At 71.3% G+C, this 317-nt stretch carries 1 protein-coding gene; it reads left to right on the top strand.

What is annotated here, in order from left to right; translation table 11 throughout:
- Nucleotides 1–18: 18 nt before the first annotated feature.
- The coding region (locus tag ON38_RS25465; RefSeq protein ID WP_039827550.1) for a phosphoribosyltransferase domain-containing protein at nucleotides 19–317 on the top strand (299 nt) is incomplete at its 3' end.

Below are 317 nucleotides of genomic sequence, written 5' to 3'. Positions count from 1 at the left end.
ATCGGCGCTGGTCACGGTATGAGCGACCGGTCCGGCGAAGCGTATTGGGCGACACGCGCCCTCGGTATCGAACTGCGGCACCGGGAAGCGTTCCGGCCCGGGGACGCCCTGGCGGCCGAACCGGAGATCGCCGATCTGGTGCAGCCGGGGTTGCGCAAGAATCCGCGGCGCGCGCATCTGCTGGTCTCCACGGTGCTGGGCAAACACCTGCCGACCGATCCCATCCGGGTCCGGGACGCGGGCGAGGGCCTCGGTGATCTGGTGCGCGCGGTCCTCGGCGAACAGGACGCGGTGGTGCTCGGGTTCGCCGAGACCGC

Origin of the sequence: Nocardia testacea NBRC 100365, assembly GCF_000308775.1 — a bacterium.
Taxonomy (GTDB): Bacteria; Actinomycetota; Actinomycetes; order Mycobacteriales; family Mycobacteriaceae; genus Nocardia; species Nocardia testacea.
Note: the sequence above shows the minus strand (reverse complement) of the source record. Positions and strands in the feature narration are given on the sequence as shown.